The 26,749-nt window shown below is 68.3% G+C and carries 25 protein-coding genes; 10 read left to right on the plus strand and 15 right to left on the minus strand.

Annotated features, from left to right (window positions below; translation table 11 throughout):
• Positions 1-23: 23 nt before the first annotated feature.
• Both nuoE and GC150_06555 read right to left on the minus strand, forming a co-directional pair.
• A complete protein-coding gene (gene nuoE / locus GC150_06550) occupies positions 24-1,202 on the minus strand; it encodes an NADH-quinone oxidoreductase subunit NuoE (protein ID MBI1384551.1) in 1,179 nt (392 codons plus the stop codon).
• 121 nt (positions 1,203-1,323) lie between these two features.
• Positions 1,324-2,715 (minus strand): aminotransferase class III-fold pyridoxal phosphate-dependent enzyme, encoded by a 1,392-nt coding sequence (locus tag GC150_06555; protein ID MBI1384552.1) that lies wholly within the window; start codon positions 2,713-2,715, stop codon positions 1,324-1,326.
• Positions 2,716-2,799: 84 nt separating this feature from the next.
• Between GC150_06555 and GC150_06560 the strand changes: the two genes are divergently transcribed.
• A complete protein-coding gene (locus GC150_06560) occupies positions 2,800-3,735 on the plus strand; it encodes an N-carbamoyl-D-amino-acid hydrolase (GenBank protein MBI1384553.1) in 936 nt (311 codons plus the stop codon).
• A complete protein-coding gene (locus tag GC150_06565; protein ID MBI1384554.1) occupies positions 3,635-4,339 on the plus strand; it encodes a hypothetical protein in 705 nt (234 codons plus the stop codon). The genes GC150_06560 and GC150_06565 overlap by 101 nt, the downstream gene beginning before the upstream one ends.
• A gap of 25 nt (positions 4,340-4,364) precedes the next feature.
• On the opposite strand, the gene GC150_06570 is transcribed toward GC150_06565, so the two are convergent.
• The 3 genes from GC150_06570 to GC150_06580 form a co-directional block, all read right to left on the minus strand.
• On the minus strand, positions 4,365-4,892 hold the full coding sequence (locus GC150_06570) for a CoA-binding protein (GenBank protein ID MBI1384555.1): 528 nt from the start codon (positions 4,890-4,892) through the stop codon (positions 4,365-4,367).
• 10 nt (positions 4,893-4,902) lie between these two features.
• Positions 4,903-5,724 carry an enoyl-CoA hydratase gene (locus tag GC150_06575; protein MBI1384556.1) on the minus strand — a complete coding sequence of 274 codons (822 nt, stop codon included), beginning with the start codon at positions 5,722-5,724 and terminating at the stop codon, positions 4,903-4,905.
• A 77-nt stretch (positions 5,725-5,801) separates the two neighbouring features.
• Complete coding sequence (locus GC150_06580) at positions 5,802-6,530, minus strand: hypothetical protein (protein MBI1384557.1); 729 nt, start codon at positions 6,528-6,530, stop codon at positions 5,802-5,804.
• Positions 6,531-6,676: 146 nt separating this feature from the next.
• Here GC150_06580 and GC150_06585 point away from each other — a divergent pair, with 146 nt between their 5' ends.
• The 4 genes from GC150_06585 to GC150_06600 all read left to right on the plus strand — a co-directional run bounded on the left by GC150_06585 (position 6,677) and on the right by GC150_06600 (position 9,165).
• Complete coding sequence (locus GC150_06585) at positions 6,677-7,132, plus strand: phenylacetic acid degradation protein (GenBank protein MBI1384558.1); 456 nt, start codon at positions 6,677-6,679, stop codon at positions 7,130-7,132.
• A 189-nt stretch (positions 7,133-7,321) separates the two neighbouring features.
• The gene (rplM, locus tag GC150_06590; GenBank protein MBI1384559.1) at positions 7,322-7,789 is read left to right on the plus strand and encodes a 50S ribosomal protein L13; all 468 of its coding nucleotides are present in this window, start codon (positions 7,322-7,324) and stop codon (positions 7,787-7,789) included.
• 49 nt (positions 7,790-7,838) lie between these two features.
• The gene (rpsI, locus tag GC150_06595; protein ID MBI1384560.1) at positions 7,839-8,324 is read left to right on the plus strand and encodes a 30S ribosomal protein S9; all 486 of its coding nucleotides are present in this window, start codon (positions 7,839-7,841) and stop codon (positions 8,322-8,324) included.
• Positions 8,325-8,496: 172 nt separating this feature from the next.
• Positions 8,497-9,165, plus strand: coding sequence for a methyltransferase (locus tag GC150_06600; protein ID MBI1384561.1), 669 nt, complete (start codon positions 8,497-8,499; stop codon positions 9,163-9,165).
• 43 nt (positions 9,166-9,208) lie between these two features.
• Here the strand turns inward: GC150_06600 and GC150_06605 are convergent, their stop codons facing one another.
• The gene (locus tag GC150_06605) at positions 9,209-10,510 is read right to left on the minus strand and encodes a glycosyltransferase (protein MBI1384562.1); all 1,302 of its coding nucleotides are present in this window, start codon (positions 10,508-10,510) and stop codon (positions 9,209-9,211) included.
• Between the two features lie 255 nt (positions 10,511-10,765).
• Between GC150_06605 and GC150_06610 the strand changes: the two genes are divergently transcribed.
• A complete protein-coding gene (locus tag GC150_06610) occupies positions 10,766-11,815 on the plus strand; it encodes an N-acetyl-gamma-glutamyl-phosphate reductase (GenBank protein ID MBI1384563.1) in 1,050 nt (349 codons plus the stop codon).
• A 22-nt stretch (positions 11,816-11,837) separates the two neighbouring features.
• Here the strand turns inward: GC150_06610 and GC150_06615 are convergent, their stop codons facing one another.
• Entirely contained in the window at positions 11,838-12,992 is a 1,155-nt protein-coding gene (locus GC150_06615; protein ID MBI1384564.1) for a heme A synthase, read from the minus strand.
• Between the two features lie 246 nt (positions 12,993-13,238).
• Between GC150_06615 and GC150_06620 the strand changes: the two genes are divergently transcribed.
• Positions 13,239-13,484 (plus strand): DUF2842 domain-containing protein, encoded by a 246-nt coding sequence (locus tag GC150_06620; protein MBI1384565.1) that lies wholly within the window; start codon positions 13,239-13,241, stop codon positions 13,482-13,484.
• 53 nt (positions 13,485-13,537) lie between these two features.
• Here the strand turns inward: GC150_06620 and GC150_06625 are convergent, their stop codons facing one another.
• Together GC150_06625 and GC150_06630 are read right to left on the minus strand one after the other, a co-directional pair.
• Positions 13,538-14,593, minus strand: a complete 1,056-nt coding sequence (locus tag GC150_06625) for a polysaccharide deacetylase family protein (protein MBI1384566.1) — start codon at positions 14,591-14,593, stop codon at positions 13,538-13,540.
• A 182-nt stretch (positions 14,594-14,775) separates the two neighbouring features.
• Positions 14,776-17,154 (minus strand): hypothetical protein, encoded by a 2,379-nt coding sequence (locus GC150_06630; protein ID MBI1384567.1) that lies wholly within the window; start codon positions 17,152-17,154, stop codon positions 14,776-14,778.
• 151 nt (positions 17,155-17,305) lie between these two features.
• On the opposite strand from GC150_06630, the gene GC150_06635 reads away from it, so the two are divergent.
• Positions 17,306-18,028 carry a polysaccharide export protein gene (locus GC150_06635; GenBank protein ID MBI1384568.1) on the plus strand — a complete coding sequence of 241 codons (723 nt, stop codon included), beginning with the start codon at positions 17,306-17,308 and terminating at the stop codon, positions 18,026-18,028.
• A 68-nt stretch (positions 18,029-18,096) separates the two neighbouring features.
• Here GC150_06635 and GC150_06640 read toward each other — a convergent pair whose 3' ends face one another.
• The 5 genes from GC150_06640 to mraZ form a co-directional block, all read right to left on the minus strand.
• Positions 18,097-19,605, minus strand: coding sequence for a L,D-transpeptidase family protein (locus GC150_06640; protein MBI1384569.1), 1,509 nt, complete (start codon positions 19,603-19,605; stop codon positions 18,097-18,099).
• A gap of 255 nt (positions 19,606-19,860) precedes the next feature.
• Positions 19,861-21,615, minus strand: coding sequence for a penicillin-binding protein 2 (locus tag GC150_06645; GenBank protein MBI1384570.1), 1,755 nt, complete (start codon positions 21,613-21,615; stop codon positions 19,861-19,863).
• A complete protein-coding gene (locus tag GC150_06650; GenBank protein MBI1384571.1) occupies positions 21,612-21,974 on the minus strand; it encodes a hypothetical protein in 363 nt (120 codons plus the stop codon). The genes GC150_06645 and GC150_06650 overlap by 4 nt, the downstream gene beginning before the upstream one ends.
• A 36-nt stretch (positions 21,975-22,010) precedes the next feature.
• On the minus strand, positions 22,011-23,045 hold the full coding sequence (gene rsmH / locus GC150_06655; GenBank protein MBI1384572.1) for a 16S rRNA (cytosine(1402)-N(4))-methyltransferase RsmH: 1,035 nt from the start codon (positions 23,043-23,045) through the stop codon (positions 22,011-22,013).
• Positions 23,042-23,539, minus strand: coding sequence for a division/cell wall cluster transcriptional repressor MraZ (mraZ, locus tag GC150_06660; GenBank protein ID MBI1384573.1), 498 nt, complete (start codon positions 23,537-23,539; stop codon positions 23,042-23,044). Before mraZ ends, rsmH begins: the two co-directional genes overlap by 4 nt.
• Positions 23,540-23,962: 423 nt before the next feature.
• On the opposite strand from mraZ, the gene GC150_06665 reads away from it, so the two are divergent.
• Positions 23,963-25,381 (plus strand): amidase, encoded by a 1,419-nt coding sequence (locus GC150_06665; GenBank protein ID MBI1384574.1) that lies wholly within the window; start codon positions 23,963-23,965, stop codon positions 25,379-25,381.
• An 8-nt stretch (positions 25,382-25,389) separates the two neighbouring features.
• Here the strand turns inward: GC150_06665 and chrA are convergent, their stop codons facing one another.
• Positions 25,390-26,709, minus strand: a complete 1,320-nt coding sequence (gene chrA / locus GC150_06670) for a chromate efflux transporter (protein ID MBI1384575.1) — start codon at positions 26,707-26,709, stop codon at positions 25,390-25,392.
• Positions 26,710-26,749 lie beyond the last annotated feature (40 nt).

Raw genomic sequence — 26,749 nt, forward strand, 5'->3', positions numbered from 1 at the left:
CCGTTCGGCTGGCGTACCCTCCGTCAGCCCTTACTGCTCTCGACCTCGCCGGCATCGACCCGCTTGGAGAATTCCGTTGCGCGCCCCTCGGCGAGCAGTCGCGCCTGGCCCACCCAGTCCTCGCGGTCGATGCGGCCCGGGAAGGCCAGATAGGTCGTCACCCAGCGGATTTCCGGCCGCGTCCAGGCGGCGATCTGGTGGAAGTGGTAGATGCCGAGACCATTGAGCCGGTCCTCGTTCACCTTGCCGATGCCTTTGATGCGCTTGAGGTCGTCCGCTCGGCCCGCCTCCGGCGAGGCGAGCCCGAGAGGACGGGCGCCGACGGCGTTGGCCTTTTGCTCGGGCGTGGCGTCCGCGGGCAATTCGGCGAGCCGTGCGGCAATGGCCGCGCTCTCGGCATCGGGGTCGACCGCCTCATCGGCGCCGGAAGCGAGCCCGCTCGGACTTGTCGAAGCCGATGCAGCCATGCTCGCGGCTCCACCCAGGCCCGGCACCACCGCACTACCGCCCGCAGCCGCGCCCCCCAAGGCGGCGGCGGTGGCGACAGAGCCAGACTTGGCGACCGCCTCGATCACCCCGCTCGCGCCCGAACCGCGCACCGGCACCTCGTTGAGCGTCGTTGCCCCGCCGATCGGTGCCGAAAAGTGCCGCCCGTTCTGCGGTCCCGGCGCCGGCGGCCGACCCTGCGCGAAGGCTTCGATGAGAGCTTCGAGGCTTTCCGGCGTCAGGTCCTCGTAGGTGTCCTTCCAGACCTGCACCATCGGCGCGTTGACGCACGCCCCGAGGCATTCGACCTCTTCCCAGGAGAAATCGCCATCCGCCGAGACCGCGAACGGCTCCGGCGCGATGCGCTTGCGGCAAACCGCCTTCAGCTCCTCGGCGCCCCGCAGCATGCACGGCGTCGTGCCGCAGACCTGGATGTGCGCCTTGCGCCCGACCGGTGAGAGCTGGAACATGGTGTAGAAGGTCGCCACCTCCAGTACCCGGATATAGGGCATGGCGAGCATGTCGGCGACGCAGCGGATGGCCGGCTCGCTCGTCCAACCGCCATTCTGCTCTTGCGCCCGCCAGAGCAGCGGGATGACGGCCGAGGCCTGCTTTCCTTCGGGATAGCGCGCAATGAGCGTCTCGGCGAAGGCGAGGTTGTCGGCCGTGAATTCGAAACTGTCGGGCTGGATCGGATGGAGACGGCGGACGGACATGCGATGCTCCCTTTCTGGGCTCGCCGCGTTCTAGTGCCATCGGGCCCGTCGCGTCCACCCGGTCGAACGGCCGAGGTCGGCGCACCCTCCCACCATCCACCGCCGGCGCGACAGGCCGGCTTCAGATCACGCCTTCCTCACGCAGCATGGCGAGGCTCGCCGCGAACGCCGCCGTCGCTTCCGCGACGTCGGCCTCGCTGTGTGCCGCCGAAAGCAATCCCCCGGGCCAGGCCGAAAGATCGACGCCGTTGAGGTTCATCGCGAGTCTCAGGAGCCGGGAAGCATCGGCTGGCTGCTTCTGGAGCCCGTCACGGCCATGCCGGCGTGGTGCAAAGCTCGCCGCGGTCTCGCCAGGCGCACGCTCGCCCATGAAGATGTGGAAGGCCGAGAACTCCCCGTAGACGATCCAGGGCACCCCCGCCGTCTCGAGTTCCCGGTTGAAGCCCGCGCGCAATTGCGCCGCGAGCGCGGAGGCCCGCGCGCAAGCGTCGCCCTTCGCGATGATCTCGAGCGCCGTGATCCCCGCTGCCGCCGAAACCGGACAGGCGTTGAACGTGCCGGGATGATAGACCTTCTCGCGGCCCTGGCGTGCGCTCGCCTCGAAATCGAGGCCATCGAGGATGTCCCGCCGCCCTGCCACCGCGCCGCCCGGCAGGCCTCCTGCGACGACCTTGGCGAGCGTCGTCAGGTCTGGCGTCACGCCCGCCACCGTCTGCATGCCGCCCGGCGCGACGCGGAACCCGGTGACGACCTCATCGAAAATGAGCACGACGCCGGCCGCCCGGGTCCACTCCCGGATACGCGCCAAAAGGGCCCGCTCGATCGGGATCTTGCCGGTCGCCGCCCCGAGTGGCTCGAGGATAACGGCCGCGATGTCGCGGTCCGTCCCGATCACCTCCTCGAGGCGGGCTTCATCATAGGGATCGACCGCCAGCGTCTGTGCGGCCACCGGTCCCGGAACACCGATGACCGGGCTGCCGTCGAAATGGCTGGCATAGCCGCTCGTCATGTCGTCCTGCCAGCCGTGGTAGTGCCCCTGCATCCGCAGCAGCTTGTTGCGTCCGGTAAAGGCGCGCGCCAGGCGCACGGCCATGGCCGTTGCCTCGGTGCCGGAGGAATGGAAGCGCACGCACTCGGCCGACGGCACCATGGCTCGGATCTGCTCGGCCCAGCGGATTTCCAGTTCGTTGCTCGCGGCGAAATGCGTGCCGCGATCGAGCTGCGCCTTGGCGGCGGCCACCACTTCGGGCGGATTGTGTCCGAGCATCAGCGCTCCGTGCCCGCCGTAGAAGTCGATGTAGCGATTGCCATCGGCATCCCACTTCGTGGCGCCGCTCGCGCGCTCGCAGTAGAGGCCATAGGGCTTCATGTGCCGGGAATCGTGCACCACACCGCTCGGCAGCACACCCCGCGCCCGACCGGCGAGCCGCTCCGAGGCCCCCGTGCGCGCCCGGTATGCCGCCTCGATCCCGCCCGCGACGTTGTGACCCGCCGACACCGACCGCTCGCCCATCCGCTTTTCCTTTACAGAGCGCCATCCGGCGCGCCACCATCCAGCGCTTCCAACCTAGCGCCCTCCACCCGGAGCCGAAAGCCCATGCCCCGCATCTTCACCGCCGCCGCCGCCCAGCTCGGCCCGATCGAGCGCGCCGAACCGCGCGAGAGTGTCGTCGATCGGATGATCGTCCTCATCGAGGAAGCCAAGGCGGCCGGCTGCCGCTTCGTGGTCTTTCCCGAGATGGCGCTGACCACCTTCTTTCCGCGCTGGCTGATCGAGGATGCCCAGGAGGTGCAGTCGTTCTTCGAGGCCGAAATGCCGGGCCCGGCGACCGAGCCCCTCTTTGCCGCCGCCCGCCGTCACGGCATCGGCTTTTATCTCGGATACTGCGAGCGCCTTGCCGGCCGCGACGGCGCCGACCACCTCGGCTACAACACCTCGATCCTCGTTTCACCCGAGGGCAGCATCGTCGGCAAGTATCGCAAGGTCCACGTACCGGGCAACGCGGTCTACGATCCCGCGCTCAAGCTGCAGCACCTCGAGCCATGGTATTTCCTCAATGGCGACCTCGGCTTTCCGGTCTCGGAGATGCTCGATGGAAAATTCGGCCAGCTCATCTGCAACGACCGGCGATGGCCGGAAACCTGGCGGATGCTGGGACTGCAGGGCGCCGAACTCGTCGCGCTCGGCTACAATTCCCCCGCCCAGCTCCCCGACAACCCGCGCCAGAACGCGCTGCGCAAGATGCACCACCTCCTGCCGATGCAGTCGGCCGCCTACCAGAACGGCCTCTGGATCATCGCGGCCGCCAAGGCGGGCCCGGAGGAGGGCTGCGACATGATGGGGCACTCCTGCGTCATCGCGCCCTCGGGCGAAGTCGTGGCGCTCGCGAGCGGCGTCGGCGACGAATTGCTCCCCTACCGGATCGACCTCGATGCGACGGCCGAGTACAAGCGCTTCTTCGAGTTCACCACCTACCGCCGGCCGTCCTGCTACGGCCTCATCACGGATCCCCGCTATGGCCAGCCGTCCTGATCGCGAGGCCGACGAGCGCCTCCTCGACGCCATCCAGGATTTCGTCTCCCACCACCCGGATCCCGCCGTCGCGCGCTTTCGCGACAACGTGGCGAATTGGGGAGGGGAGTGGCAGCCGGTCGAGCCCCGCCACCTGGCGGCGAGCGACACCCTTTCGCGCATGGCCTCGATGGCCGTGCCCTCGACCCGCCGGCTGGTCGACATGTTCATCGCCGAGCGCGGAACCCGCCTCTGGGAGCAGAGCTATACGAAAGCCATGGGTCTCGTCGGCGACGACATGCTCGGCGGCTACGGCTTTGCCGAGGTCGTCGGCAAGCGCGGCCCATTCATGAGCGAGCGCGTGCGGGCCGGCGTCGGTGTCTGGGGGCCGGGGATCGAATACCCGATCCACGATCACCAGCCCGAGGAGGTCTATGTCGTCCTCGCCGGCGCCATGGAATTCACCTTCGAGGGTCTGCCTTCGTCCCGGCGCGTGGCGGGCGAACCGGTGTTCGTCGCCTCGGGTCGCCGCCACGGTTTTCGCACCACCGACGAGCCGCTTGCCGTCTTCTACATCTGGCAGGGCGGCGACATGCGCCAGACCTCGCGTTTCGAGCAACGTTGAGGGCGCGGTGTCGAACCGCGCCGGACTATTCTTCCTTGCCCGGCGCGACGATGCCGAGGTGCTGGAAACCCTTCATCAGCTTGGGCTTCTTGGAGGAGATGCGGCCCGGATTGACACCCGCCCAGGCGATCTCGCCGCAGAGGCGGGCGTATTCGATCTTCGGGCAGCGGTTCATGACGACGGTGAGGCCGGCCGCCCGCGCGCGAGCCGCCGCCGCCGGGTTGCTCACACCGAGTTGCATCCACACGACCTTGGCCCCGATTGCGATGGCCTCGTCGGTGATGGCGTCCGCCGCCTCACTGTTGCGGAAGATATCGACCATGTCGACCGGAGGCGGCACTTCGGCGAGAGTTGCATAGACCTTGCGGCCAAGAATCTCCTGACCGGCGAGTCCCGGATTGACCGGGAACACCTCGTAGCCCTTCGACAGAAGGTACTTGAGGACGAAATAGCTCGGGCGGACGGCATTGCCGCTCGCCCCGACGATCGCGATCCGTTTCACGCTCGCCAGGATCGCCCGGATCTCGTCGTCGTCATAGGTTTCATCGGACATGCCCACCGCCTCAGTCACGCCAGATCGGCGCGCGTTTCCCGATGAATGCCTCGATCCCCTCGGCGGCATCGTGCTCCATCATATTGCGTACCATCACGTCGGCGGCGAAATCGTAGGCGTTCCCGAGCGGCATCTCGACCTGCCGGTAGAAGGCCTCCTTGCCGATCTTCACGGTCGCTGCGGACTTAGAGGCGATCCGCCGCGCCATCGCGAACGCGGCATCGCGCGCACCACCGTCATCGACCACTCGGTTGACCAGCCCCCAGTCCACCGCATCCTCCGCCGAAATCATCTCCCCGAGCAGCAGCATCTCCATCGCCCGCTTACGCGAGACATTGCGCGAAAGCGCAACCATCGGCGTCGAGCAGAAGAGCCCGATGTTGACGCCCGGCGTGCAGAAGCTGGCGGAGCGGGCCGCCACTGCGAGATCGCAGCTCGCAACCAGCTGGCAGCCGGCGGCCGTCGCCGTCGCGTGCACCGCGGCGACCACGGGCTTGGGTGAACGCACCACCGTCTGCATGAGCCGCGCGCAGAGCCGCATTGTCTGCGCGAAGAACTCCCGCCCACCGTCCGGGTCGGAGCGATGCGCGGTCAACTCCTTGAGGTCGTGCCCGGCACAGAACACCGGCCCCTCGGCCGCGAGCACGATGACCCGCGTCTGCCTGTCGTCGGCGGCGAGATCGATCGTGCGCTGCAATTCCCCGATCATCGCCAGCGAGAGCGAGTTGCGCTGCTTCGGGCGGTTGAGCGTGAGCTCGAGAACGCCGTCCACGAGCCGTGACAGGACCGCCGGCTGGCTCTCCGTTCCGTTCTCGATCGTCTTGTCTGGCATCATGACAGGCCTCCTTGGCAAACCACCTGCCGCCGCCGGAACGACCCGTGCGGCCGGCGATCCCGTCCCGCACCCACCTATTGCCGCGCAGCCTCGAGGATGCGCTCGTAATACTCGCGCACGAGCCTGATGTTCTCGGCATTGTCGAGCGCCGGCTGTGTCGAGAGCATGTCTTCGTAGATCTCGATCAATTCCTTGCGCGCCTCTTCGTCGATGCCCGGCTCCTTGCTCACCTCCTCCATCTGTTCGCGCAGCTTGTCGCGCGGGTCCGTGAACTCCCCGGTCGCCGGATCGATCGCCGTGAAATAGAGGCCGATCGTGTTCTCCACCTCGATCATGTGCGCAAAGCTCTCGAACCCGGCCTCGCGCGCGATTTCCTCGAGACGCCGCTCGTTATCCGCATCGGCCAGAACCGGCGCGGCGTTGGAGCCTTCATCGGCCTCAACCGCGCCCATCACGACGGCCATCATCTTGGGCCGCGCCAGTATGAAGGCCTCGATGTACGCCGGTGTCAGATCGACGAGGCGAACGTCGTCGAAGAAGGCATCGGACGGGCTGGCGTCATCCTCCTGGAAGGCCTCGTCACCCTCCTCGTCCGCCGTCTCGACACCCTCGCCGGCCGCCACCCGGCCCGTGCCGTACTGCGCCACGACGGGCGCATCGGGCGCGGAAACCACTGCGGAGGCCTCGGCCTCGCCTGGCCCGCCGATCGCGGCCGCTGTCAGCAGCGCCAACATGACCAGGAACTGGCAGGTCCGCCCCGACCCACCTCGCCACCGCACCTGCTCGACGACCGCCTTGACCATCTTGCACCCACCCGCTTCATTCGAAGCACCGAACATAGCCGAGCCCCGCCCGCTCGCAAGGCCCCGCCGCGCCGTCGGCCGGGGCCAGCTGCGCCGCGGAGAGCACGATTGCGCGAGCGCGAGGAGCCCGATTGGTGAGCGATGACATGAACCCGCCGGCCCGCGCCGTGATGACGGCGAGCGAGGTGGCCCGGCTGCTCGACGAGGTCTTTCCCGAAATCCACGACGCCGGCCGCATCTTCGAGGTCGAGGCGATCCGCCCACTCGGCGCCTCTCTGCGCATGCGCTACCATCCTCGTAACCTGAGGCCGGGAGGCACGATTTCGGGCCCCGCCATGTTCACCCTCGCCGATCTTGCCATGTACGCCGCCGTGCTCGGCGCGATCGGTCCGGTTCCGCTCGCCGTCACCACCAACCTCAACATCAATTTCCTGCGCAAACCCCCCGCCCGCGACATGATCGCCGACGTGCGCTTGCTGAAGCTCGGCCAGCGCCTCGCCATCGGCGAGGTGTCATTGTTCGGGGAGGGTGTCTCCGAGCCCGCCGCGCACGCCACGGCGACCTATTCCATCCCACCGCCCTCCAAGCGGGTCGGCGGATAGGAGAAAGCTGAGGTAAATGAATACCCCACGTCTATATAACTGATTTCAAAGCATTCTTTTTTTCGCTTTTGTTTGACAAACGCGTGCGTCGCCCGCTAGAAGAGCCCGTCGGCGGACGGATGTCTCCGCCTCCCCCAATTCGTGACCATCGCGCCCCCGCTGCGGGGTCCAGCAAGCGGAGCCTCCCGCATGAAGACCTATTCGGCCAAACCCGCCGAGATCGAGAAGAAATGGGTGCTGATCGACGCCGAGGGCCTCGTCGTCGGTCGCCTCGCCGCCCTCATTGCCCGGCGTCTGCGCGGCAAGCACCTGGCGATTTTCACGCCGCACGTCGATTGCGGCGACAATGTCATCGTCGTCAATGCCGAGAAGGTCGTCTTCACCGGAGCCAAGCGCACCGACAAGACCTATCATTGGCACACCGGCTATCCGGGCGGCATCAAGGAGCGCAAGGCGCACCAGATCCTGGACGGCCGCTTTCCCGAGCGCGTGATCGAGAAGGCCGTCGAGCGGATGCTTCCGGGCGGCCCGCTGTCGCGCCAGCAGATGCGCAACCTCAAGATCTACGCCGGTCCGGACCATCCCCATCAGGCCCAGACGCCGACGACGCTCGACGTCGCGGCGCTGAACCCCAAAAACACCATTCGCGAGAGCTGACCGAGTCCGCATCGCCGCCCGACCCCCGTTACGCCGAAAGTGATCCCCAATGGCAGACACCCCGTCCAGCTCCCTCGAAGCCCTCGGCCAGCTCGCCGGCGTCGAGAGCGCCCAGACCGCCCCGATCTACCAGCAGAAGCTCGATGCGCACGGCCGTGCCTACGCCACCGGCAAGCGCAAGGATGCCGTCGCCCGCGTCTGGGTGAAGCCGGGCAGCGGCAAGATCACCGTCAACAAGAAGGACGTCGTGCAGTATTTTGCCCGCCCGGTGCTGCAGATGATCCTGCGCCAGCCGCTGGTGGTTGCGGACCGCACCACCCAGTTCGACGTGATCTGCACCGTCGCCGGTGGCGGCCTCTCGGGCCAGGCCGGCGCCGTCCGGCACGGTCTCGCCAAGGCGTTGACGCTCTATGAGCCGGAATTGCGTCCGGTGCTGAAGCGGGCCGGCTTCCTGACGCGCGACAGCCGCGTCGTCGAGCGCAAGAAGTACGGCAAGGCCAAGGCCCGCCGCAGCTTCCAGTTCTCCAAGCGCTGATCCTGGCGTCGGCGCACGACGCCCGCGCGCCACGGCGAACACGATTGTTGCAGGGCCCGGTGCGAACCGGGCCTTTTTCTTTGCGCGCGCCCGTATCAAGCTGGCCCGAGCACGAGGTGGCCCCGGCCGTTCCGGAGTTCCCTTGCCCCGCCCCACGCAACGAGGAGTGCCCATGTCCCGGCACCAGACCCCCCTCACCCCCGAACTGCTCGCCTACCTCGAGCGCATCTCGCCGGCCGAACCCGCACCGATGGCCGCATTGGCGAGCGCGGCCGACCAGCTCGAGCACGCCAACTGGCGCGCCTCGTCGGCCGAGGCGCGCCTTCTCGCCCTCCTGGTTCGGCTGATGGGGGCCCGGCGCTGCCTCGAGATCGGAACGTTCGTCGGCTATTCGACACTCTGGATCGCGAGCGCCCTGCCTGCGGACGGCCGCATCGTCACCTTCGACATCATGGACGAATACCCCGCCGTCGGCCGCCCGTTCTGGGAGGCGGCGGGAGTTACAGGCCGCATCGATCTGCGCATCGCCCCTGCGCTCGAGGCCCTGCCCAGCCTCATCGCCGAGGGTGGCCCCGGCAGCTTCGACATGGCCTTCATCGACGCCGACAAGAAGAACTACCCGAAATACTACGAACTCTGCCTGGAACTGGTCCGCCCCGGTGGCCTCATCGCCGTCGACAACACGCTCTGGAGCGGCCAGGTGATCGATCCCTCCGACACCTCGAAGGCGACCGAGGGCATCCGTGCGCTCAACGCCCGCATCGCCGCCGATCCGCGCATCGAGGCAGCGCCCCTCTCGTGCGGCGATGGCCTGACGCTCGTCCTCAAGCGGGGCGCCTGAGCAATAAGCGCCTGACCACTCCCTCTTGTCCGGCGCTCGATCACTACGATGCCGGACCCGCCAACAACCCTTCGAGGATGTCGCACGCCCGCCGGGCGCCGTCCTCGGCCGCAAGCTGCGCTGCCACCGTGCCCGCCGCCCGCGCAAAGTCCGGATTGCCAACGAGGCGCCGGAGGTCGGCCGTCAGCCGCTCGCCCGTCCACTTGCCCGGGCTCGGCCCCGCAATGCCCGCCCCCAGCGCTTCGACACGCGCGGCCCAATAGGGCTGATCGATCAGGAACGGACAGACGAGGGTCGGGCGCCCGCAGCGTAACCCCATGGCCGTCGTGCCCGCGCCGCCATGGTGGACGACGGCCGCAACGAGCGGAAAGAGCCGGTCGTGCGGGGCTCCCGTGATGACATGCACGTTCTCCGGAAGGGCCCGCCCCGAAGCCGCCTCGTCGAGCCCACCCCAGCCGCCGGCGATGATCGCGCGAAGCCCGTTGGCCGCGAGGGCAGAAAGCCAGAGGTCGAGTGCCTTGCCCGGCTCGCCGAGCGGCATGGAACCGAAGCCGATGTAGACCGGCGGTGGGCCGGCTGCGAGAAAGCGGGCGAGCCGCGCATCGGGCTGCCATTCGGTGCTGGCAGGAGCCGTGTCCCAGACATAGCCGGTCACATGCACGTGCGCCGGCCAATCCGCTGGCCGCGGCTGAACGGCCTCACTGAACGCATAAATGATCGGCAGGGGTGAGCCGTCCGGACGGCTGCGAAGGCTCGCGTGGCTCCGCGCCGACGGCAGACCGAGCAGTTCGCGCCGCAGCCGGCGCGTGATGCCGCCGAGGAAGAGGTGCTCGGCGCCGAGCATCGCATAGCTCGCCCGGTTCAGGGTGCGGCCGAACGAACGGGTCGAGATGGGGAAGATCGGGAAATCCCCCGTCGGCGTCAGCGGCTGGTAGGCGAGCATCGCGGACGGCACACCGAGCGCTTCGGCGATCGAACTCGCGAAGGTGACCTTGGGATGGAAGACGACGAGGTCGGCGCCCTCGCACGCGGCGACCGCCATGCGGGCTGTGGTCTCGTGCCAGGTCCGGGCGACACGGAGCTGGCCTTTGAGGTTCGCGAAGGCACCGCGCTCGATGATGGTTCGCGCGACGGGATCCTTCAACAGCAGGCGGATGTCGTCACCCGTGCGCGCGAAGTCGATTCCGCGCCGGGTCACCATCTCCTCGAAGTTGGCGGGAGCGCCGATCCGGAGCCTGAAGCCGCGATCGCGGAGCCGTACGGCGAGGTTCAGTGCCGGGGCGACGTCCCCGAGGGAGCCCGTGACGAGGATGACGACGAGGGGAGCGGTCCTGCCAGGCAACAATCGCTCCTTCCCCGATCAATCGTGCCTCGACGCGGCAGCACGCCCGTTCTAGAGCTTTTCCGGGACTGGGGCTAACCCTCGAGAGCGGATCGACCGACCCCGTCGGGAGACCCTGTGGTTACGTGTCGTCGTCGGACAACCCGCACCCGCTCACCCGGTCCAGACAGAAGCGTCCTCAGGACGCGCTACGCGACGCGGCGTGAAATCGATCAGTCGTGCCGCGAGGGGGCAAGAGCCGCACTTGAAGAGGTTATGATGGCCAACCGCAAAACCATCCGCATCGCCGTCATCGGCGCCTCCGGCTACACCGGGGCCGACCTCGTGCGTCGCGCCGCCCGCCACCCGGCGATCGAGATCGTCGCTCTCGCGGCCAAGAGCAATGCCGGCCGTCCCCTCGCCGAGGCCTTCCCCCATTTCGCGGGCCTCGACCTTCCCGATCTCGTTTCCGTCGAGGATGTCGATTTCAGCGCCGTCGACGCCGCCTTCTGCGGCCTGCCGCACGCCACCGCCCACGAGATCATCGCCGGCCTGCCGGCGCGCGTGAAGGTCGTCGACATGTCCGCCGACTTCCGCCTGAAGGACCCGGCCGTCTACGAGGAGTGGTACGGCGTGGCCCACCCCGCGCCGCATCTCTTGGCCGATGCCGTCTACGGCCTCACCGAGCACTACCGCGAGGCGATCGCTGCCACCCGGCTCGTCGCCTGCCCGGGTTGTTATCCGACCGCGACGCTGCTCGCCCTTCTGCCGGGCCTCGCCGCTGGCGTCATCGCCCCGGACGATCTCATCATCGACGCCAAGTCGGGGGTTTCGGGGGCCGGCCGGAGCCTGAAACAGAACGTGCTCTTTTGCGAGGCCGGCGAGGGCCTCTCGCCCTACGGCATCGCCAAGCATCGCCATGCCCCCGAGATCGAGCAGGAGATCGCCCGCGTCACCGGCGGCGACGTGCGCGTCAATTTCACGCCCCACCTCGTGCCGATGTCGCGCGGTGAACTCGTTACCTGCCACGTGCGCCTCGCGCCGGGCGCGCGGGCCGAGGACCTGCGCGCCGCGCTCGAGACGAGCTATCGCGGCGAGCCGTTCGTGCACGTGCTGGCCAAGGGCGTCATCCCGGCAACGCAGAATGTGCGCGGCTCGAACGCCTGCCACATCAACGTCTTTGCCGACCGCATTCCGGGTCGCGCCATCGTGGTCGCGACCATCGACAACCTCGTCAAGGGCTCGGCCGGTCAGGCCATCCAGAACTTCAATCTGATGTTCGACCTGCCGGAGACGATGGGCCTCGAGCAGATCGCGCTCTTTCCCTGAACCGGCTCGCGGGACGTCGTTGTCAATCGCGTTCCTCGGCGGCCGCACCCGCGCCCGCGACGATGCCGCCACCCGGCTCACGCAACACCGCGTGCAGGTTCCAGAGCGCGAGCGCCAGCACCACGAAGGCCCCCGCCTGGTGCACGAGCCCCAACCAGAGCGGCACGGCCTCCAGCAGCGTCCAAACCCCGAACCCCGCCTGTACGACGAGCCCAACCGCCAGCGCGCCAGCCGCGAACCGCACCCGTTGTGAATCGCCGATGTTGCGCCGGACGGCGACGACGTGCGCGAGGCCGAAGGCGAGGAGCACATAGGCCGCCATGCGGTGGTTGAACTGCACCGTCAGCGCGTTCTCGAAGACGTTGAGCCAGGCCGGCTGCATGGCCAGCAGCCCGTCCGGAATGAAGGCCCCGTCCATGAGCGGCCACGTGTTGTGCGAGAGGCCCGCATTCATCCCGGCAACCAGTGCACCGAGCAGGATCTGCAGGATGATGCCGACAACCAGGGCGACGCTCGAAACGCGGAGCCAGAGCGGCACGCCACCCTGCCAGGCCCCCACACCGCCGAGCGGATCCGAGCGGGGCCGCAACCCGAGTGCCGTCCAGACCAGTGCCGCGAAGATGACGGTGGCGAGCCCGAGGTGCGCGGCGAGGCGATACTGGCTGACGTCGACCCGATCGCTGAGCCCGCTCTGCACCATGTACCAACCCATGACGCCCTGCAGGCCGCCGAGCGCCAGGATCAGGCAGAGGCGCCCGGCGAGACCCGCCGGTATCCGCCGGAGCACCAGCAGAACGAGCAGCGGCAACCCGAAGGCGAGGCCGACGAAGCGGGCGAGCTGACGATGCCCCCACTCCCACCAGTAGATGAATTTGAACTCCTCGAGGCTCATACCCTTGTTGATCTGCTGGTACTGCGGGATCTGCCGGTATTTCTCGAAGGCGTCGTGCCAATCGGCCTCATCGAGCGGTGGGATGGCACCCAGGATCGGCTTCCATTCGGTGATCGAGAGCCCGGAGTCGGTGAGCCGGGTCGCCCCGCCGACCACGGCGACGGCCAGCACCAGCGCCGCCACGAGGTAGAGCCAGAGGCGAACGAAGCCGGGCCATGCTCGCCGCTCCTGGCGCCCTTCGCGGTCGTCTGAGCTGGCCGCCACGTCCGCATCGGTCGCGCTCATTCTTCGCCTCCTCGCCGGCTCCGTATCACGTTCGCCAATACCCGGCACGACGACGCGAACGCCGCACCCGACAAGCGAACGGCGCACGCCGGGGCGCCGGATCACCGCCACAACCGCCTGCCGCCATCCGACCGCAAGGTCAAGCCGATCCGCGTCTTGCGCCCCTCTGAGGTTACTCGTGGCAACCGACCCGCAACGCGGTATGCTCCGATGACCCTGTCCGCCCGAACGAGCAAGAAGGCCCAAATGCCCGCACGTCTTCGCAAGCTGATCGGCACAATCGTGCTGCTCGTCTACATAACCATCTACGCGCTCCTCGCGATGGTCGTTGGCGCGCGCGTACTCGAAGGCGCCTCGGGCGCCGTGGAGTTCCTCTATTACATGGTCGCGGGGCTCGCCTGGGTGCCGATCGCGGGGCTCCTCGTCACGTGGATGGAGACCGGGCGTTTCCTGCCGGCCCGGCGGCGCCGCGACGGCAGCGCGACGCCCTGAGCGGCGTTGCCGGAGTGGTCACCTGGCGACCGCGAGCCGCGGGCCGCAGCGTGTCAGGCCGCCCGCCCGCCGCTCGCCAGCCGCCGCACGGCATGCCCGGCCGTTGCCAGGAACGTTGCCGCAAAGCTCTCGTTCGCAAAGCGCTTGTCGAGCGGCAGACGCGGCAGGGCAAAGACGTTGCCGACGTGCTCGGGTCCGAGCGGCGCCGCGATGCGGGTGAGCCCGGTCTTGAGCCCCATCTCGCGCACCAGCCGTTGGTCGCGCGGCCCGAACGAGGTCGCATCGCCGAACGGATAGGCGAAATGGCGCGGGCGCACGCCCGTCGCCGTCTCGATGCGCGCGAGTGCTTCGCCGATCTCGAATTCCGCCTGCGCCTGCGGCAGACTGGCGAGCGCGACATGGCGCACGCCTTGCGCCACGAGGCTCATCAGCGGATCGCCGATGAGCATGCGGACCTCCTGCCAGTTCATGGTGGCGTCCTGCGAGAGCGCGGCGACGTCGAGACCGATGCCACGGCAGATTTCGCGCACGAACCGGCGCGCCGACTCCTCCTCGATGGTGCGCAACCAATTGAAGATGGCGAAAAAGGTGGCCCGCTTCTGGGCCAGCGAATCGCAGATGAAGCCCCTGAGTTCGCCGTCGATCCGCACCTTGAGTTCGGCGACCTCGTCGATGACCCGCTCGAGCGCCACCCACCAGAGTTCGCCCGCCCCGCTGCCGAAATCGGTGGCGAACGCGACCGCCAGCGGCACGTCGTTGTCCCGCAACACCTGATAGGCATGTATGATGCTGTCGCGATATCCGCAGTCGAGCGTGAAACAGACGAAGCGCCGCTCGAAATCGCCCTCCACGAGCCGCCAGTGCGCCTCGTCGAGCGAAATGATGTCGATGTCGGCGGCTCGGATCGCGTCGATGGCGAGCTTGAGCTGGCGCGGTGTCAGGGCGGCATGCGTCGGGGCGACGAACGTCCGGCCATCATCGGGCCGCACGTAGTCCACCTGAAGGATCGCGCCGAGGCCGCCCGCAAGCATACCCGCCGTCCTCGCCCTCGCACCCGCGGCCAATGCCCCGACGGTGCGATCCAACACCCCGCCACGCGATGCCATCATCGGTTCCCGCTCCTACCCGCGAGGAGGAGTTAAGACACCTCGTTCCGCGTGGCGCAACGCCGTCGCGTCGATTGCCGACAGCTGCCGCGTGATATGTGCGTTGCGGCCACAGATGTCTCTCGCGCGTCACGCAGCGATGCCGCCTCGAGCAACCGGCCCTGGTGAGCAGGTCTCGAGCGGGCTCAGGAAGCCATGAGTTCGCGCTCGACGCTCGGAACCAGCGCTCGCCCGCTGCCAGCCGCAACCCGGAACACCGGCAGGTCGGCAACATCGTAGCCGAGAAAGCCGGCTTCCACCGCCCGGCCGCCGCGCCGTCGCTCGTCGACCACGACAACACCGGCGTCGATGCGCCCGTCGAGCGCCTCGAGCAATCTTCGTCCGCTGTCCTGTCCCGCGAGGATCGTGATGGTATCGAAGCTCTCGTCGAGGGCATCGAAAAGCATCTCGATCTGATCGCGCGGGTACGCCGCGGGACGGCCGTTGGCGGACCCGCCCATCACCAGGATGAAAAGCCCACTGCGCGGGTCGACACAGAGCGCCTCCTCGAAGCCGATCGTGCCCTCGAGGATCTCGTGGATACCAGGCGCTGCCGAAACGCCGAGACGGCGCGCCAGCACCTCGCCCGCCGAGCCCCACCCGACCACCAGCGACTGCCGTCCCGACCTCGCGCAGGCGACCGCCAGACCAACCGCTTCACTCGCTCCGTCCGCCGCCCGTTCGTAGGCGCTCACCATCACCCTGAGGCCCGGCCCCTCGCTGGCGAGACGGTCGACTTGACCGACGACGCAGGCGAAATCGTCGAGTTGGGTGGTTCGCTCGCCGCCGGTTGGCTCCTTGCCGGTCGCGGCGAACACTCTCTTTGCTCCCTCCGCGTCGTCCGGTGCTGCCATCTCGTCCCGGCTCACCACAGGGCCTTGCGCGGCCGCGCGAAGCCCGCCGGCCGCGGGACGCGGCTGGGCCGGTTCGCCACGTTCGCCGCTCTCCGGCCCGCCGCTCGCCACCGTCAGGCCACGCCGCATCCGCCGCGCTGCCCGACCGCCCCCGCGCACGATGGTCAGCAGCACGACACCGAGACCGATCAGCAGGGTCAGCGCCATCGCGAGCAGCGACCATGCGGCCTTGCGTGGCAGCACGGAACTCGCCGCTGGATCGGCCCGGTTGACGATCACGACCCGCCCGCCGTCCGACGCAGTCGCTCCGGCCACGCTCGGGTTGGCGACGTCATCGCCGCCGAGCGCCGCTGCACGGAGCCCCGTCAACCGGGCTTCGAGAATGGCCAATTGCTCACCGAGGGCGGCCAGGCCGCGCTTCTTGAGCGCGATCTCGGCGTCCATCATCGCCAACCGGCCGCCGGGGTCCTCGTCGCCGGCCGCACCGGTTGCAGCGCCGCGCGTGCCGACGCCGGCCTCTGCGCGAGGCGCACTTGGCGGCGGCGTGAGACGCGCCTCCTCCTCGAGCACCTTTTGGCGCGCAACGAGTCCGGCAAGCTCGCTCTCCATGGCCCTCTGCAGGCCACGAATCTCCTCGCGGATCTGACGACGGACGCCCTCGAGCTCGGCATTGGCCTGCTGCATGCGCGGATGGCGTGAAAGCAACGTGGCGGCAAGCTCGCTCACCTTTTCTTCGGCCGCCAGCCGCTGCGCGATGAGACGGCGAACGACCGGCGAGCGCAGCACCTCGGGCGAAGTCTCCGCGGTTCCATCCTGCAGCATAACCGCGAGCCGCTTGATGCGCTCCGACATCTCACGGCTGGCCGCCCGTGCCGCTTCGATCTCCGCCGTTGTCGCGGGCTCTTGACCCGTGCCGCGCAACCTCGGCGCCGTCGCCGTCGGAGCTGGTGCCGACGCGCGCTCGAGCGCGGCACCCGCCTGCTCCCGCACACTGGTGGCCGCGACAAGATCGGATTCGGCCCTTGCGATCTGGGACTCGAGCCCTCTGATCTCGAGTTCCAGGGCGGCGATTTCGGGCGAATTGCTCGCAGCCGTCACCACTGCGGCGGCCGCGGAATTAGGCCGCCCCGCGCTTGTCCCGCTCGCGGCGAGCACGCTGGAGACCGCATTCGCCACATCGGCAGCCAGCTGAGGGTCGCGGCCGAGGAAGCCGATGCGCAACGAGCCGTTGGCCGCACTCGCCTTGACCACGAGACCTCGGGTGAGGGCGATCCGCAGTCGCTCCGGTTCCTCGAGCGCGCCCCCCACATATTCACGCGGTCCACCGGTGAATCGCCCGACCAGGGGGTCGAGCCGGCGGGGCGCATGCATCGCGGGATCGAGTGCCCGTCGCTGCGCGTCCGAGAGGGCAGCGATTACGGCTGCCTGCGTCTCCGGTTCACGTGCCCGCGCGGCAACGGCCAGGACTGCCGCATTGCCCGCGTCGTCGGCGGCGACCGAAATCAGGCTGGTGGACAGGTACAGGGGCGTGACCTGGGTCAGGATTCCATACGTGCCGACCCCGGCCAGAAGCACCGCCACACCGAGGCGCACGCGGTTGCGCTTCACGGCGCCCCACAGGTCGATGACACCAGCCGATGGGCCGGGAGCCGCATGCGTTTCCCGCTCCATGTCGCTTGCCTCCAAATCACATTCATTCGGAGAATCGCGCTCGACCGGTAAGCAAAGCTTTAACGTGTCCGAGAAAAACACGAGCGATCAGAGTTTCTTAACCATGAGCGCCTAGAACCGTCCCCGGAACGTTGTTGTACGGAGACGTGTCATGTCGGTACGCGTTGGGAGCATTGTGTTGCTGCTTGCCGCTCTTCTCGCTGGCTGCAGCCACATGGGCCAGACCTCGGTGAAGGACGTCGCTCTCAGCGACGAGGAGGCCGTCATCGCGGTGGCGATCGCCTCCCACCGTTCGCATGCCGAACCCGAACCCGCGTCCGACGATACCTACTCCGAGCCGGTCGAGCACGCCTATGGCGAACCCGTCCACATCGATCGCCGGACCACGACCACCGCCATCGAGCCGGTCCAAGCACTCAACTACCGTCTGGACACCGGCGACCAGGTCCGCGTCTTCGTTTACGGCCAGCCAAATCTGTCGCGGGTCTATACGCTCGACGGCGAGGGATTCATTTCCGTACCGCTCATCAGCGCGGTGAAGGCGCGCGGCCTGACCACGTTCGAACTCGAAGCCCGCATCGCGGCCCGCCTCTCCGTGGAATACATCCGCGATCCCAAGGTGAGCATCGAGATTGCCGCGCATCGCCCGGTCTACGTGCTCGGCGAGGTCCGCAGCGCCGGTCAATTCCCTTACTCGGCGGGTCTCACGGCGCGCCGCCTCGTGGCGCTCGCGGGTGGCTTCACGCCGCGTGCCGACAAGCTCGGGCTGCGGGTGACGCGCGTCATCGAGGGCAACCGCGAGACGCACGAACTGCGGCTCGACGAAGACCTCCTGCCTGGCGACGTGATCACCGTCGGCGAGCGCTGGTTCTGAGGCGGTGGCCGTAGGCTGTCGGACGGGTCGAAGAAGGAGACCCGACGGCGACGACGCAACCACCCCGCTCAGGGCGTGATCTGGACCCGCGGCTCGGACGGCTCGTCCTCGTATTCGGCGATCACCACTTCGCCGGTGCCGTCACGGCGATAGAGGTCGGGCCGGAAATGCGCCTCGCCACCGCCATTCGCCCAGGCGGTCAGATAGACGAAATGCACCGGCACCGGCTCCGTCAGCACGACATCCTCCGCAATGCCACCGGCCAGGATGCTGTCCACTCGGGCACGGTTCCAAGTCGGGTCGTCCGCGACCAGCCAGGTCGCAAGATCGATGATCCGCTCGACCCGCACGCACCCGGCACTGAACGAACGTGAACTGCGCCCGAAAAGCTTCTTCAGCGGCGTGTCGTGCAGGTAGACGATGTGCTCGTTGGGCATGTCGATGCGAACGAGGCCGAGCGCGTTGTGATCGCCCGGATCCTGACGAAACTTGACCTTCTCGGTGTCGACCATAGACCAGTCGATGTAGGTGGTATCGAGTTCCTCACCCTTCCAATCCGTGAGGGCGCGGATGTGCTCGCGGCGCAGATACTCCGGATCCTTCATCACCGCAGGGATGAGATCGCGCCGCGCGATGCTGTCCGGCACGTGCCAGTAGGGAAAGAAATTCAGGCCACGGATCTTCGCCTCGACCGTCGGGGTCTGCGCCGCCTCGCGGCCGGCGATGACCTTGGAATAGAGTTCGACGCGTCCGCCCCGCACGGCCTGCAGGTCGAACGAGGGCACGTTGACGATGACATAGCGAGGCATGTCCCGCACGCGCTCGTAGAATGTGCGGATGCGCAGCGAGTTGACTTGCAGCGTCGCCAGCCGCTCGTCCGCCGGCACGTTGAGGGCGTTGTGCGTCGCAACGTCCACGACCCCGTTCGGCCGCAGCCCATGCCGCACCTGGAACCTCTTCAGCGCCGCCTCGAGTTCGTCGTCGAACTGCCAGCCGTCATCGCGCCGGCCACGGAAATCGCCCGAGATCGCCAGCCGCCTGCGCAGCAGCGGCACGCGTTCGTCGCGGGCCCCTGGACGCAGCCACGCGCCCTTGTGGCGCGGCATCGCCGGCCAGCCGCCATCCGCGACGATCCGCCGATGGTGTTCGATCGCGGCATCGAGCGCCATGATCGTATCGTGGCTGAGCAACGTCGTTTCGTTGACCAGGAACGCATCGAGGCGGGCTGCTTCGCGCGCGCGCTCTTCGGCGGTTGTCGAGGCACCCGAGGAGTGGCTCGTCGACTGCGGCCGCCCACCGCTCAGCCATTGCTGGATCCAGTCGCCCGAGTCCCGTCCTTGCGCGGCGGCCGGCGAGGCACCGCTCGCAGCGAGGCAGAGCACGGTGATGGCTGCCGCCGCCAGACGTAGGCCTACCCTGCGGTGTCCCTGCATCCCAATTCCCATGTCCCTGACATCCCCTCCTCGAGGACTTCGCTGCCCAGGTGTGTGACGCCATCGATGCATGCAAGACCTGCGCGTCCGATTGCGCCACCCTCGCGACCGAAGAACGATCACTTGTGAGAGATCGGCTGGCATTGCCGACCCCGTGAACGCCACCGCACTCGTGACGACCGCGCCCGCAATGCCGCCGGTTCCGACAGAGTTGCTGGCCTTATAGCAATTTCGATCGGATGCTGACCCATGATTCTGAGATGTCGGCTGCAAAGGCGGCAGGAACACGGCACCGCCCCCTCCGATCACACCGCACAGGCCAGCGAGGCTCGTCCCGGGGAGCGAACCGTGACTTCACCGCAACAGCTTGGCTCGAACGGCGCAAGCCGAGACGTCTGCTCAGAAATCCGCCATGAGCGGTCGCGGCGTGACGCCGAGGATCGGAGCGAGCCGCGAGATAAGACGTGCGGTGGCGGGCGCTGCCGTCCTGCCGCCACCTCTCGAGGCGCCATTGGCGTCGGTGTGCTTGGGCTCGAACAGCATCACGTAGGTGATGTAACGCGGCTCGTGGGCCGGGAACGCGCCAACGAAACTCGCGATGACCCGCTCCTTGCTGTAGCCCTCGGGCGTCGGGATTTCGGCGGTGCCTGTCTTGCCGCCGACATCGAGCCCCGGCACGTCGGCCCGCCGTCCGGTGCCTTGTGGCGACGTCACGTTGAGCCGCATCAGGGCCCTGAGGCGCGCGCTCGTCTCGGGCGAGATGACCGGCCGCGCGCGATAGTCGATACGCCCTTCCGGCACCTTGAGGAACGTCGGATAGATCGGATGCCCACCGTTGAGGAGGGTTCCCGCCACCGCCGCGAAATGCATGGGAGCGAGTGCGATGCCATGACCGTAGGCGCTCGTCATGGCATGGAGATCGTCCCAACGCACAGGCGGCAGAGGTTCGGCCATCGCCCCGAGTTCACTGGTCAGTGGCCGCAAAAGCCCGATCCGATCCATGAAGTCCCGCAGTGCCTCGGGCCCCACCGCCTCGGCCATTCGGGCTGCTCCGATGTTGGAGGACTTGAGGAACACCTCCTGCAGCGTCAGAGGCCGGTTCTGCGGATGGTCGTCGCGGATCACGCGCCCGGCGATCTCGATCGGCGCGCTGGCGTCGTAGAACGTCTCGAGCCCGCCATGGCTGCCATCGAGGACGGCGGCGACCGTCACCAGCTTCAGCACCGAGCCGAGTTCGAAACGCTCCCGCGTCAGCCGGTCGATCGCCTCCGGGACCAGCGCACCGCCCGAATGGTTCGGATCGAAATCCGGCAGCGAACTCATCGCCACGACCTCTCCGGTGGTGGCATCGAGCACCAGGCCGGCCGCCGCCACCGCCTGGTTCTCCGCCATCGCCAGCTCGAGTTCGCTGCGCAGCGCATGCTGAGCCGCCAGATCCAACGAGAGCGCCACCGGCGCCTTGGGCGATCGTCCCGGCGGCTCGACAGCGTCGATGCCGACCGTCTGGTCGATGTGACGTTCGATCGCGAGGGTTCCGAGGTTGTCGATGCTGACCGTTCCGAGAACGTGAGCGGCGAACCGCCCGGCGGGATAGACGCGGCGCAGCTCCGGACGGAAGGCGAGGCCCGGCAGGCCGAGATCGTGGATCTCCTGCGCCTTGGCCGGAGTCAGACCCCGGCGGATCCAGACGAACCGCCGCGAGCGATCCGCCAGTTCGCCACGCAGCCGTTCGATGTCGAGACCATCGATATGGTTGGCGAGTTCGAGCGCCACGGCATCGGGATCCGTGACGTGCAGCGGATCGGCAAAGAGCCCCGGTGAAACGATGTCGGTCGCGAGCACCCGGCCCTGGCGGTCGACGATATCGGGCCGGGCGAACGAGCGCTCGCCGGCGCGCGCGACGCTGAGCGAGGGGCGATCCTGCGAAATGAGCCCGAGCCGCCCGAGCTGGAGCGCGACAGCGCAAAAGGCACCGATGATGACGAGTGTGAATGCCGCCAGCCGGCGCCGCGAGACGGCCCCACCACCAACCCCACGGCCGCGTCCGGGACGGCTCGTGTCGGCCTCCGCGCCCACGGGTCGGGGCGGCGGCGGTGGCGCGCCATGCACGACCTTTCGCACCCGGTCGGCCGCGGAGGCAGAGCGTCCGCTCATGGCCGAACGCTCCCATCGATCACCGCCGAGAGCCGCCCATCGGGCCGGCGTTCGGAGGTTCCGCCGTGGGAATTGCCCCGACCGAGCCGGCGTCCGGCCTCCTCGAGGCTGACGATCTGGTCCGGCTGCATCGGGCGATAGCCGAGATGCTCGCGGGCGAGCCGCTCGATCCGCGCCGGCTCGGTGAGATAGCCCCAGTCGGCTCTGAGTGTCGCCACCTCCGCGCGGGTGCGCTCGATCATTCGCGCCAGCTCCCCGACGCGCTCGTCGAGGAGGCGCGTGTCGTTCTTGATCGCATAGAGCGCGAAGACCATAGCCAGGGTCGCCGGCACGATGATGAGGGTCAGGAGACGACGCACGGGTTGCAACCTTCCGATCCGGAATGGGTCTCGAGATCAGCGCCGCACCGTCGGCACCCCCAGCTCCTGCGGGCTCATCGCCCTGGCCGGGGCCGCGGTTCGCACCGCGATCCTCAAGCTGGCCGAGCGGGCGCGCGGGTTGGCGCGGATCTCGTCGTTACCAGGGTGTAAAGGGCGAGGGTTAACGATCCGGAAACCGGGCTCGTCGAATTGCTCCGAACGCTCCGGCAGATGCCGCGATGGACGGGCCTGGCGACCGGCGCGGGCCCGCATGAAACGCTTGACGATGCGATCCTCGAGCGAATGGAAGCTGACGACCGCGAGGCGGCCACCCGGGCGCAGCACCCGCTCCGCCGCACAGAGCGCCTCGGCGAGCGCATCGAGTTCGTGGTTCACATAGAGCCGCAGCGCCTGGAAGGTCCGGGTCGCCGGGTGCTTGTCGTCGCCGGGCGGCCGCCCGATGGTGCGCTCGACGAGCGCGGCGAGCTCACCGGTCGTCGAAATCGGCGCTGCCTGTCGCTCCCGCAGGATGGCACGCGCAATGGCGCCGGCCCGCCGCTCCTCGCCGAACGACCTGAGGATCGTCGCGATCGCCCCTTCACCCGCCGTCGCGACCAACTCGGCCGCGCTCTCGCCGGCCTGCGACATGCGCATGTCGAGCGGTCCGTCGCGCATGAAGGAAAAGCCCCGGCGGCCGTCGTCGAGTTGCATCGACGAGACCCCGACGTCGAGCACCACACCGTCGAGGGAACCGGGTCCGAGGCCGTGCGCGCCGGCAATGAGATCGAGACTGCGGAAATTGCCCTGCTCGACGATCAGCCTTGGAGCAAAGCGCGCAACGAGTATCGCCGCCTCCGCGACCGCGTCCGGATCCTGGTCGATGGCGAGCACCCGGCAATTGGCCGCCTCCAGGATCGCCCGCGTATAGCCGCCCGCCCCGAGGGTGCCGTCGATGTAGGTTTCACCGTCGGCGGGCGCGAGCGCCTCCAGCACTTCGCGAAGCAGCACGGGAACGTGACGCGTGTGTCCGCTTGCGGCACCCGCGGACTGGGGTTCGCCGCCACCCGTCATCGTCCCCGTGCTCCCTCGTTGCCGTCCGGGCCCTCTTCCGGACGGCCCCCCGCGCCGAACAGCCGTTTGTGGTCGCGCGCCTTTTCTCGTGCCGCCGCGCGATGAGCCTCGAAGCGGCCGGGCTCCCACATTTGAAATTTCTGTCCGAGCCCCACGAACGTGACCATCCCTTCGATGGCCGCATGCTCGCGCAATTCCGAAGGAAGGACGATGCGGCCGTCCCCGTCGATCTTGAGCACCTGGACGTCGCCATAGAGCGCGACAGAGAGTTCGTCCCGCTCGTCCGAATAGTCGTCGAGACCCGCGAGCAGGGCATCGATCTTCTTCGCAAGCACTTCGCCGCCAGCATCGAGGGCCGGACGATCGAGCGCGGGGTAACAGTAGATGCCGCCTTCATAGCCATCCCGAGCCAGGACCTCGCGGAAGCTGGCCGGAATGGAAACCCGTCCCTTGGCGTCGACCTTGTTGGTGAACGTCGAGACAAAGCGATCCATCCCACCTTCCGAGCGCCTCGGTTCCCTCATCCTGCTTGCACGGGGCCTTCTGTGCTTGCCGACTGGCGCGGCCGGACTCCCGCGCCAAAGCCCGTATCTTGCGCATTCCCCGCCGACCTGGCCGCCGTGTCCTGCCATTGCCCCGTGTGGGGCGAGGGAGCCGCGGCGATCATCGCTCGTGGCCTCGAGCGTGTTCGCTCTGTCGGCCCCCTCGACGCGCCCCGTTACGGACGGGCACTCATGGGATTACATGGGAAGTTATGGGAGTCAACGGAAATTTAACGATTTCTTTGGGATCGAACTTGATCTGGATGGTGCCGGGAGCAACCGCCGACACGCGAGCGCCAAGCCGAAGGGGGCGCGCCACGTTGCCAGGATCGTGGTAGATTGACGGGGAACGCCGCATCATCACGCCCGCGGCAAATGCCTCAGTCGATTGACGGGATCACCATGACCACCGAGAGCCTACTCGCGCTGCCCGCCCGCGATGTCGTCGGTCATTTGCGGGAGGGCACCGTCACTCCGCACGACTGCCTCGATGCGCTCGAAGCCGCCATCGCGGCGCGCAATGGCGAGATCAACGCCCTGCCGACGCTCTGCTTCGAGCGGGCGCGGACCTTTGCCGACGATCTCCTGAGCCGGTCCCCAGGCGAAAGGGGCGTGCTCGCCGGCCTGCCCATCCCGATCAAGGATCTGACCGAGGTCGCGGGCGTGCGCACGACGTTCGGCTCTCTGGCCTTTTCAGGGCACATCCCCGTCGACTCCGATCTCCTCGTCGAGCGGCTCGAGGCGGAGGGCGCCATCGTCTATGCCAAGTCGAACACGCCCGAGCTCGGCGCCGGCGGCAACACCTTCAACGATGTCTTCGGACCGACCCGGAACCCGGCCGCGCCGCACCTTTCGGCGGGCGGCTCGTCCGGCGGCGCGGCGGCGGCGATCGCGGCGGGCATGGCCTGGGTGGCGCATGGATCGGACCTTGCCGGCTCGCTGCGCACCCCGGCCGCGTTCTGCGGCGTCACCAGCCTGCGTCCCTCGCCCGGCCTCATTGCAACCAGCCCCGGTGCCAATGCCTTCGACGTCCTGGCGCAGAACGGTCCGATGGCGCGCGACATCGCCGATCTCGCACTCCTCGCCGACGCCATGAGCGGGCTCGACGCCCGGGCCCCCCTCGCAAAACCGCGCCAGCAGGCCGGCCTTGTCGAGGCCGTCCGCCGACCGGCCCTGCCCGCCCGCATCGCCTTTTCGCCGGACCTCGGGATAACGGAGACCACCGCCGAGGTTCGCGATCGCCTCGAGACCGCGCTCCTCGCAATCGAGCGGGCCGGTGCCATCGTCGAGCCCGCGCACCCCGATTTTGCCGGTGTCCACCATGCCTTCGACGTCCTTCGCGCCCTCGGCTATGCGACGGGCCACGAGGCAACGCTGGAGCGTCATCGTGACGTTCTGAAACCCGAGGTGGTCTGGAACATCGAGCGCGGCCTTTCACTCACGGGCGAGGACATCCGTCATGCCATCGCCTGGCACGGCCACTGCTTCCGGCTCGCCGCCGCCTTCATGCAGGATTACGACCTCCTCGTCGTGCCAGCCGCCATCGTCACGCACCTGCCCCTCGCAGAGCGTTATCTAGGCTACGGCCACGGCGTGCCTTACGCGGAATATTATCGCTGGCTGGCAATCGCCTACGCCATCACCATGACGACGCTACCCGTCGTCACCCTTCCCGTCGGCCCGCGCGCGAACGGCGAGGGCTTCGCGCTCCAGCTCGTCGGGCGCCCGCATGGCGAGGTCGAGCTGTTCCGCCACGCCGCCGCGATCGAGCAGGTCCTGGCAACGGCCGGCTGAGGCGAATTTCAGAAACCGGCCAGCGTCGCCCCGGCCGCCAGCGCGACGGCAACGGCGAGCACCTCGGGCACGCTGCGATGCAGCGCCAACAGCAGCACGCCGCAGATCAGCGCCAGCCCGCCCGCCAGCGGGTCGATGCTCGACAACTCCGGAACCCCGAAACGAACCGGCCCGACCTCGACAGGCACGATCGAACGGAAAATCACGTGCAGCGCGAACCAGATCGCGAGGTTGGCGATGACACCGACGACGGCCGCCGTTATCGCCGCGAGCGCGCCCTTGAGACGCGGCTGGCCGTTGAGCCATTCGACGTAGGGCGCACCGACGAAGATCCAGAGGAAACAGGGAGCGAATGTCGCCCAGAGCGCGATGACGGCTCCCGCCGCGCCGAGCCACAGATTGCCCTCTCGCCCGGCGGCCGCAACGAAGGCGACGAACTCGGTCACCAGGATGAGCGGGCCGGGCGTCGTCTCGGCAAGCCCGAGGCCGTCCATCATCTGGCCGGTCGTCAGCCAGCCCCGCACCGCCACGACCTCCTGCGTCATATAGGCAAGCACGGCGTAGGCCCCACCGAAGGTGACCACCGCCAGCTTGGAAAAATACCAACCGAGGTCTGCCAACAATCCCCCTGCGCTCCCCCACTCGAGGACGATGAGCGGCAGGAGCCAGATGGCGAGCCAGACAACCGCGGTGCGCAGGCTCGCCCCGACATGCCCCGCCGCTAGACGCGCCACGTCGGCGTCCGCCCCGGTTGCCCTTTTCCCGGTCAATGCCCCGGGCGTCAGGAACCCGGCGAGAGCGGCCACGACGACGATCATCGGAAACGGCGTGTTGAAGAGGAAAATCGCAACGAACGCCGCAGCCGCGATCGAAAGCTGGAGACCGCCGACGAGCGCCCGCCGTGCGATACGCCCGAGTGCTTCGACGACGATCGCCAATACCGCCGCCTTGACGCCGAGGAACAAGCCCTCGACCACGGGCACGTCACCGAGCGCCACGTAGAGCATGGAAAGGAAAAGAACGACCAGTGCCCCCGGCAGCACGAAGAGGAGCCCTGCCGCGAGACCACCGGCGATGCCATGCAGCCGCCAGCCGGCGTAGGTCGCGAGTTGCATCGCCTCCGGCCCCGGCAGCAGCATGCAGAAACTGAGGGCGTTGAGAAAGCGCCCCTCGTCGAGCCAGCGTTTTTCATCCACCAGCATCCGGTGCATGAGCGCGATCTGCGCCGCCGGCCCCCCGAAGCTCAGCAACCCGATCCGCGCCCAGACACCGAGCGCCTCGCGAAAGCTCGGCCCCTCGCGAACCGGCACTTCCTGCCCCACCGTCATGCCCCGCCTCCACTGCCGATCCGCGATTCCAGCCCGAGAC

Source organism: Hyphomicrobiales bacterium, assembly GCA_016125495.1.
Lineage (GTDB): Bacteria > Pseudomonadota > Alphaproteobacteria > Rhizobiales > RI-29 > RI-29.